At 73.6% G+C, this 7450-nt stretch carries 7 protein-coding genes and 2 pseudogenes; 2 read left to right on the top strand and 7 right to left on the bottom strand.

The window, feature by feature from the left end; translation table 11 throughout:
• From AB0M52_RS27375 to AB0M52_RS27365, 3 genes and pseudogenes are all read right to left on the bottom strand, one after another.
• A pseudogene (locus AB0M52_RS27375) lies at window positions 1-197 on the bottom strand (PhoH family protein); the annotation flags it as partial.
• A 182-nt stretch (window positions 198-379) separates the two neighbouring features.
• A complete protein-coding gene (locus AB0M52_RS27370; RefSeq protein ID WP_363959404.1) occupies window positions 380-1768 on the bottom strand; it encodes a serine hydrolase domain-containing protein in 1389 nt (462 codons plus the stop codon).
• Complete coding sequence (locus tag AB0M52_RS27365; RefSeq protein WP_363959401.1) at window positions 1765-2127, bottom strand: histidine triad nucleotide-binding protein; 363 nt, start codon at window positions 2125-2127, stop codon at window positions 1765-1767. Before AB0M52_RS27365 ends, AB0M52_RS27370 begins: the two co-directional genes overlap by 4 nt.
• A gap of 93 nt (window positions 2128-2220) precedes the next feature.
• Between AB0M52_RS27365 and AB0M52_RS27360 the strand changes: the two genes are divergently transcribed.
• The gene (locus AB0M52_RS27360; protein ID WP_363959398.1) at window positions 2221-2982 is read left to right on the top strand and encodes an SDR family oxidoreductase; all 762 of its coding nucleotides are present in this window, start codon (window positions 2221-2223) and stop codon (window positions 2980-2982) included.
• A gap of 20 nt (window positions 2983-3002) precedes the next feature.
• Here the strand turns inward: AB0M52_RS27360 and AB0M52_RS27355 are convergent, their stop codons facing one another.
• The 3 genes from AB0M52_RS27355 to hrcA form a co-directional block, all read right to left on the bottom strand.
• Window positions 3003-3737, bottom strand: coding sequence for a 16S rRNA (uracil(1498)-N(3))-methyltransferase (locus AB0M52_RS27355; RefSeq protein ID WP_363959395.1), 735 nt, complete (start codon window positions 3735-3737; stop codon window positions 3003-3005).
• A 1-nt stretch (window position 3738) separates the two neighbouring features.
• Window positions 3739-4881, bottom strand: coding sequence for a molecular chaperone DnaJ (gene dnaJ / locus AB0M52_RS27350; protein WP_363959392.1), 1143 nt, complete (start codon window positions 4879-4881; stop codon window positions 3739-3741).
• 73 nt (window positions 4882-4954) lie between these two features.
• Window positions 4955-5977, bottom strand: coding sequence for a heat-inducible transcriptional repressor HrcA (gene hrcA, locus AB0M52_RS27345; protein ID WP_363959389.1), 1023 nt, complete (start codon window positions 5975-5977; stop codon window positions 4955-4957).
• A gap of 210 nt (window positions 5978-6187) precedes the next feature.
• Here hrcA and AB0M52_RS27340 point away from each other — a divergent pair, with 210 nt between their 5' ends.
• Entirely contained in the window at window positions 6188-6775 is a 588-nt protein-coding gene (locus AB0M52_RS27340; RefSeq protein ID WP_363959386.1) for a DUF4870 domain-containing protein, read from the top strand.
• Window positions 6776-6848: 73 nt separating this feature from the next.
• Here AB0M52_RS27340 and AB0M52_RS27335 read toward each other — a convergent pair.
• Window positions 6849-7450, bottom strand: a pseudogene (locus tag AB0M52_RS27335) (coproporphyrinogen III oxidase); the annotation flags it as partial.

The following is a 7450-nucleotide window of genomic DNA, read 5'->3' as shown; positions in this document are numbered from 1 at the left end:
TCGGCGAGGGCGTTGTCGGCGGGAGCGCCGGTAATGGTGATCTCGTTGCCTCGGACGTGCACGTCGCTGTTCACCGAGCGCTCGACCAGTCGCAGGATCTCGTCACCCGCGCCGAGCAGGTTGACCATGATCTTCGAGTCGGGGACCGTGATCCTGGTCTGCACCCGGGGCGGGCCGGGAGGTGGGGTGCCGGTCATAGGTCGGGCCGAGGGGCCCTGCGCCACCTGCTCTCGATCTCAGCGCCGGGCCTGTCGCCGCGGCGTGCGGACGTTACATCCATCGTATCGGGTCAACGGCACGGGCACGCTGCCCATTTCCGCCGGGAGGGCGGTCTCGCACCACTGGACAAAACGGGCAGGTGTGGCGCGTGGCGGCGGGGTCAGGCGCGGAAGTCGTACCGGTCGAAGGTCTCCTGGTGCCGGGTGAACCGGTACGTCGCCCAGTGCATCCGGACCACCACGCCGTCGGAGTCCCGGGTCAGCCGGAGCAGCTCGCCGGCCTCCCGGCCGGAGACCGTACGGAACACGTCCGGCCGGTCCGGCACCGGCGTGAAGACCGCCGGCGGCTTCCCCGGCGGGTCACCGGCACCGCGGGCCCGCAGGCTCCCGTCGTGCCAGCTGAAGACGTACTCGAAACCCTCGCCCCACCAGCGGCCGAGCAGCCCGCGTACGGGCTCGGGAGCCGGTTCGCCGGGCCGCCACGGGTCGATGTCGGCCGGGTCGTGCTCGACCGCGGCGGCGAGCAGCCGGTGCGGCAGCTCCAGCAGCTGCGCCGCGGTTCCCGAGGAACCCAGCACGGCGGCGCCGAACGCGGCCGGGGTCCCCTCGCCGCCCCGCCGGCCGTACACCCCGGCGAGGAAGCCGGGCATCGCGCCGTCGTGCCCGACGTGCACCACCCGGTCCCCCTGCGGCACCAGGATCAGCCCGAGGCCGAAGCCACCGGTCCACAGGGTCTCGTCGGTGACCGTCACCGGCCAGCGCATCTCGTCCAGGGTGGCCGGGTCGAGCACCCGGCCGGCCGCGTCCAGCGCCGCCGGGTCGGCCAGGAAGGCGGCCCACCGGGCCATGTCGGCCGCCGTGCTCCACAGCTGCGCGGCGGGTCCGACCGCGCCGAAGTCGGTGGGCGGCTCCGGGTGCGCCTCGTCGGAGTAAGCGTCGACCAGGAAGCCGGTCGCGGCCCGGGGGCCCGGAGTCACCGTGGTGGCGGTCAGCCCGAGCGGGGTCAGCACCTGCTCGGTCAGCACCTCGGCCCAGGTCCCGCCGCGCAGCTGCCCGACCAGCCGGCCGAGCAGCGCCATGCCCAGGTTGGAGTAGTGGTAACGGCGGCCCGGCGGCAGCACCCGCTCGGCCTGGGCCAGCTCGGCGACCAGTTGGTCGGCGTCCGGCGCGCGCAGCGTGTCCCAGACGTCGCCGTACGGCTCCCGTTGCAGGCCGGCGGTGTGCGACAGCAGCCGGCGTACGGTCAGCTCGCCGTGCGCCGGCAGGTCGAGGTGCCGCTCCACCGGGTCGTCGAGGTCGAGCAGGCCGTCGTCTCGGCACTGCAGGGTCAGCACGGCGGTGAAGGTCTTGGTCACCGAGCCGATCCGGAACCGGGTCTGCTCGTCCAGCGCGGTGTCGTTGCCGGTGCCGCCGACCGTGCACGTCCACAGCGGGCGGTCGGCCCGGTTCACGGCCGCCGAGACCGCCGGCACCCGGGCCTGCGCCTGCACCTGCCGCACCAGCCGTTCCAGCTGGCCGGCGGCGGCGGTACGGCCGGCCGCCACGGTCACGCGAGGTCCCGGGCCAGCATCGGGCCGAGCGGGGCACCGCCCAGCAGGTGCGCGTGTGCGTGGAACACCTCCTGGCCGCCGTACGCCCCGGTGTTGAACATGAGCCGGAAGCCGTCGCCGAGCAGGCCCTCGTCCTCGGCCACCGCGGCGGCCGTGGCCAGCACCTCGCCGGCCAGCGCCGGGTCGCCCTGGCCGAGGGTGGCCACGTCCGCGTAGTGCTCCTTCGGGATGACCAGCACGTGCACCGGCGCCTTCGGGTTGATGTCGCGGAAGGCGAGCGTGGTGGGGGTCTCGCGGACCACGGTGGCCGGGATCTCCCCGGCGACGATGCGACAGAACAGGCAGTCAGGAGTGCTCACCGGGGCAGTGTAAGGAAGGGCCCCCTATTAACGTCTCAGGTATAGGAAGGGCCCCCTCTTAACATTGCCCACCCGTGCGGCAGGATGGCCCGCATGATCGGACGGGCGGTACTGGTGACGGGTGGCTCGCGCGGCATCGGGCGGGCGGTGGTCCGGGCCTTCGCGGCCGGTGGCGACCGGGTGGCCATCCATCACCGCGACTCGGCGGAGCTGGCCGAGAAGCTGCGGGCGGAGCTGCCGGGCGACGGCCACGTCGTGGTCCGCGCCGACCTGGCCGACCCGGACGCCGTACGGGCGATGGTGGACCGGGCCGCGGAGCACCTCGGCGGGCTGGACGTACTGGTCAACAACGCCGGCGTGTTCGGCCCGGCCGATCCGCCGCACCCGGTCTTCGGCAGCAGCTACGAGCAGTGGCGGCAACGCTGGCGCGAGGTCCTCGACACGAACCTGTTCGGGGCGGCCAACGCCGCCTGGTGCGCGGCCCAGCACATGCGGGCCCGGGGTGGGCGCATCGTCAACGTCTCGTCCCGGGGCGCGTTCCGCGGCGAGCCGGCGAATCCGGCGTACGGCGCCAGCAAGGCCGGGCTCAACTCGATGGCGCAGTCGCTGGCGGTGGCCCTGGCACCGTACGGCATCGCGGTGGCCACGGTCGCGCCCGGCTTCGTGGAGACGGACATGACCAACGAGCACCTGAAGTCACCGCGCGGCGACGCGATCCGGGCGCAGAGCCCGTTCGACCGGGTGGCTCGGCCCGAGGAGATCGCGGCGGCCGTGCACTGGCTCGCCAGTCCCGAGGCGGAGTGGGCCTCCGGCACCATCGTCGACCTCAACGGCGCTTCGTACCTGCGTACCTGACCGACGCCCGGTAGCGGCGGTCACCAGCGCAGCAGGCGCGTGGTGAGCACCGCCAGGGCCGCCACGCCGGCGGTGGAGGTACGCAGCACCGTGGGGCCGAGGCGGACCGGCTGGGCGCCGGCCTCGCGGAAGGCCGACAGCTCGGCCGGGGTGATGCCCCCCTCGGGCCCCACCACCAGCACGATCTCGCCGCGCTCGGGCAGCTCGGCGGTGGTGAGCCGGTCGGTCGCCTCCTCGTGCAGGACGTACCCGGCGGCGGCCCCGGCGATCCGGCGGGCCACCGTGGCGGTGGACTCGTCCGGCGCGCCCGCCACCACCGGCAGCCACGCGCGGCGGGCCTGCTTCGCCGCCTCGCGGGCGGTCGCCACCCACTTGCCCCGGGCCCGTACGCCCCGGTCACCGCGCCACTGCACCACCGAGCGGGCCGCCGCCCACGGGACGATCTCGTCCACCCCGACCTCGGTCATCGCCTGCACGGCCAATTCGCCCCGGTCGCCCTTGGCGATGCCCTGCACCACGACCAGCCGGGGGTTCGCCGCGTCGACGTACCCGCGGCCGGTGACGTCGAGGTCCAGGGTGCCGCGGCCGACGGCGGTGACCACCGCGGTGGCCGTGCCACCCCGGCCGTCGGCGAGCAACAGCTCCTCGCCCACCCGCAGCCGCTGCACGGTGGCGGCGTGGTGACCCTCGGGGCCGTCGAGCACCATCGAGTCGGCGGTGGGCAGCGACTCGACCAGGAACAGCGGGGCGGACAACTCAGCCGTGGCCGTTGAAGGCGTCGCGCATCCGGGAGAAGAAGCCGCCCTGCTTGGACAGCTCGGCGACCTCCTCGCCCCGGGTCTTGGCGAACTCGCGGAGCATCCGCTCCTGGTCGGCGTCGAGCTTGGTCGGGGTCCGGACGTCCAGGTGGACGTAGAGATCGCCCCGGCCGGTGCCGCGCAGGTGCGGTACGCCCCGGGCGCGCAGCCGCAGCGTGCTGCTCGGCTGGGTGCCCGGCTTGACGTCGACCGGCTCCTCGCTGTCGAGCGTCTTGATGGTCAGTCGGGTACCGAGCGCCGCGGCGGTCATCGGCACGGTGACCCGGCAGTGCAGATCGTCACCCTTGCGGGAGAAGACGTCGTGCGGCCGCTCGTGGATCTCCACGTAGAGGTCCCCGGCGGTGCCGCCGCCCGGGCCGACCTCGCCCTGCTGGGCGAGGCGGATGCGCATGCCGTCCTCCACCCCGGCCGGGATCTTGACGGTCAACGAGCGCCGGGTCCGGACCCGGCCGTCACCGGCGCAGGTCGGGCAGGGCTGCGGGATGGTGGTGCCGTAGCCCTGGCACACCGTGCACGGCCGGGCGGAGACCACCTGGCCGAGGAAGGTGCGCTGCACGGACTGCACCTCGCCCCGACCACCGCACGCCTCGCAGGTGGCCAGATGGGTGCCGGCCGCGGTGCCGGCCCCGGAGCAGGTGGTGCAGAGCACCGCCGTGTCGACCGTGATCGGCGCCTCGACCCCGAAGGCGGTCTCCTGCAGGTCCAACTCCAGCCGCAGGATGGCGTCGGCGCCGGGCCGGGTACGCGGCCGCGGCCCCCGGCCGGCGCCGGTGGCACCGCCGAAGAACGCGTCCATGATGTCCTGGAAGCCGACGAAGGGGCCGGCGCCGGGCCCACCCGGGCCACCCGCACCACCGCCACCCGGTGCCAGCGGGTCGCCACCGAGGTCGACGATCTGCCGTTTCCGGTCGTCCGAAAGGACCTCGTACGCGGCGTTGATGTCCTTGAACTTCTCCTGTGCCTCCGGATCCGGATTGACGTCCGGGTGGAACTGCCGCGCCAGCTTGCGGTAGGCGCGCTTGATCTCGTCGTCGGAGGCGCCTCGGCTCACGCCGAGAATGCCGTAGTAGTCCCTGGCCACTGCGTTCCGTGTCCTCGTGTTCGTCTCGCGTTACGCCGGTCGGCGGCGGCAGCCTGCCGTCGGCCCTGACTGGTCAGTTCTGGGCCAGCAGCTCGCCCACGTAGCGTGCCACGGCCCTCACCGTGGCGATGGTTCCGGGGTAGTCCATCCGCGTCGGTCCCAGCACGCCCATCCCGCCGACGATGGTCGCCCCCGGGCCGTACCCGGTACTGACCACGGATGCCGCCCGCAGGTTGTCGATCTCGTTCTCGTCGCCGATGCGCACCCTCAGTGTGCTCGGCTCCACCTCGCCGATGAGCTTGAGCAGGACGACCTCCTCCTCGAGTGCTTCGAGGATCGGACGCAACGAGCCGTGGAAATCCAGCAGGCCACCCCGGGTGAGGTTGGCGGTGCCGGCCAGCGCGATCCGCTCCTCGTGCCGTTCGACCAGGGTCTCCAGCAGCACGGTGGACAGCGTCGTCATGGCCGGACGCAGGTGCGGCACGGACTCGTCGATGAGGGCCTGCACCAGCGGCGGGGTGTCCGACAGCCGGCTGCCGACCAGCTTCTCGTTGACCAGCCGGCGAAGGTCGATGACGTCGTCGGCGTGGATCGGCGCGGGCAGCTCGACCAGCCGCTGCTCGACCCGGCCGGTGTCGGCGATCATGACCAGCATCAGCCGGGTGGTGGAGATCGGCACCAGCTCCAGGTGCCGCACGCGGGAGCGGGCCAGGCTCGGGTACTGCACCACGGCGACCTGGCGGGTCAGCTGCGCCAGCAACCGGACGGTGCGGTGCACCACGTCGTCGAGGTCGACGGCGCCGGCCAGGAAGCGCTCGATCGCCCGCCGCTCGGCCGGGCTGAGCGGCTTGACCCGGCTCAACCGGTCGACGAAGAGCCGGTAGCCGCGGTCGGTGGGCACCCGCCCGGCGCTGGTGTGCGGCTGGCGGATGTAGCCCTCCTCCTCCAGCACGGCCATGTCGTTACGGACGGTGGCCGGCGAGACGCCGAGCTGGTGCCGCTCGACCAGCGCCTTGCTGCCGACCGGCTCCTGGGTGGCGACGTAGTCCTCGACGATTGCCCGGAGCACGGCCAGCTTGCGGTCGTCGAGACCCATCCTTCCCACCTCCTGTCGCAGGTCAGCCCTGAGCGCCACGGCCGCCCGAGAAACGCTCTGGCACTCGACTGTAGCGAGTGCCAGTCTACGTCGAGGCCCCCGCCGACGCGATGATCAAGACCCCGGACGTGTCCGAGGTCCGATCGGCGGGTTGACACTCGCCGGTGTCGCTATGGTGCGCCGTTGCCGGTGGGACCTACCGTGACTTTCATGACTGAACCACCTCGTCCCCCAGACGCCGGCGACGAACCCACGACTCCAATGTCCGGGTCACCTGGCCAGGCCGGCTATCCCCCGCCCGGCGGCTATCCGCCACCCGGCGGCGCCCAGCCGCCGCCGGCCGGCTACCCGCCGCCCGGTGGCTACCCCCCGCCCGGTGGCTACCCCCCGCCGGGCGGCCAGCCCGGTGTCGGTTACCCGACCGGCGGCTACGGCGCCCCGCCCCCCGGCTACGCCAACAACGAGGACAAGACCTGGGCGCTGATCGCCCACTTCGGCGGCGCCGCCGGCATGTTCCTCGGTGGTGGCGTGCTCGGCTGGATCGCGCCGCTGGTCGCGATGCTCGCCCGGGGCAGCCAGTCACCGACGGTCCGCGCCCACGCGGTGGCCGCGCTGAACTTCCAGCTGCTCTGGTCGATCATCGCCCTGGTCGGCTGGGTGCTCAGCTGCATCGTGATCGGCATCTTCGTGGGCATCGCCGCGACGATCATCGGCATCATCTTCGGCATCATCGCCGGCCTGAGGGCCAACGAGGGCCAGCTGTACAGCTACCCGATGTCGATGAGCATCGTCAAGTGATCCTCGACCCGGCCGGCCCCACCGGCTGGCCGGGTCATCCAAGCTTCGGGCAGCCGGCCACCGACCGCACCGCTCAGGGCAGCAGGTCGCGGACCACGGCGTCGGCCAGCAGCCGGCCACGCAGGGTGAGCACCGCCCGGCCGGCGGCGTAGCCGTCGGGAGTCAGCAGGCCGTCGGCCAGGGCGCGCGCCGCGCCGGCCCGGCCGGCGTCGTCCAGCACCGCCAACGGCAGGCCGGTGGCGAGCCGGAGCCGGAGCATCACGTCCTCCATGTGCGCCTCGTCGCCGGTCAGCACCTCCCGGGCCAGGCCGGGTGACTCCCCGGCGGCCAGGCGTCGCGCGTACGCCGAGGGGTGCTTGACGTTCCACCAGCGCACGCCGCCGACGTGGCTGTGCGCCCCTGGGCCGAGGCCCCACCAGTCACCGCCGGTCCAGTAGAGCAGGTTGTGCCGGCACCGGGCGGCCGGCGTGCGGGCCCAGTTGGAGACCTCGTACCAGGAGAAACCGGCCGCACCGAGGGCGGCCTCGGCGGCCAGGTAACGGTCCGCGGCGACGTCGTCGTCGGGGTACGGCAGCTCGCCGCGACGCATCCGGGCAGCCAGCCGGGTGCCGTCCTCGACGATCAGGGCGTACGCGCTGACGTGGTCCACGCCCGCCGCCACGACCTGGTCCAGCG

Source organism: Micromonospora sp. NPDC051296 (genome assembly GCF_040682255.1).
Taxonomy (GTDB): Bacteria; Actinomycetota; Actinomycetes; order Mycobacteriales; family Micromonosporaceae; genus Micromonospora; species Micromonospora craterilacus.
Note: the sequence above shows the minus strand (reverse complement) of the source record. Positions and strands in the feature narration are given on the sequence as shown.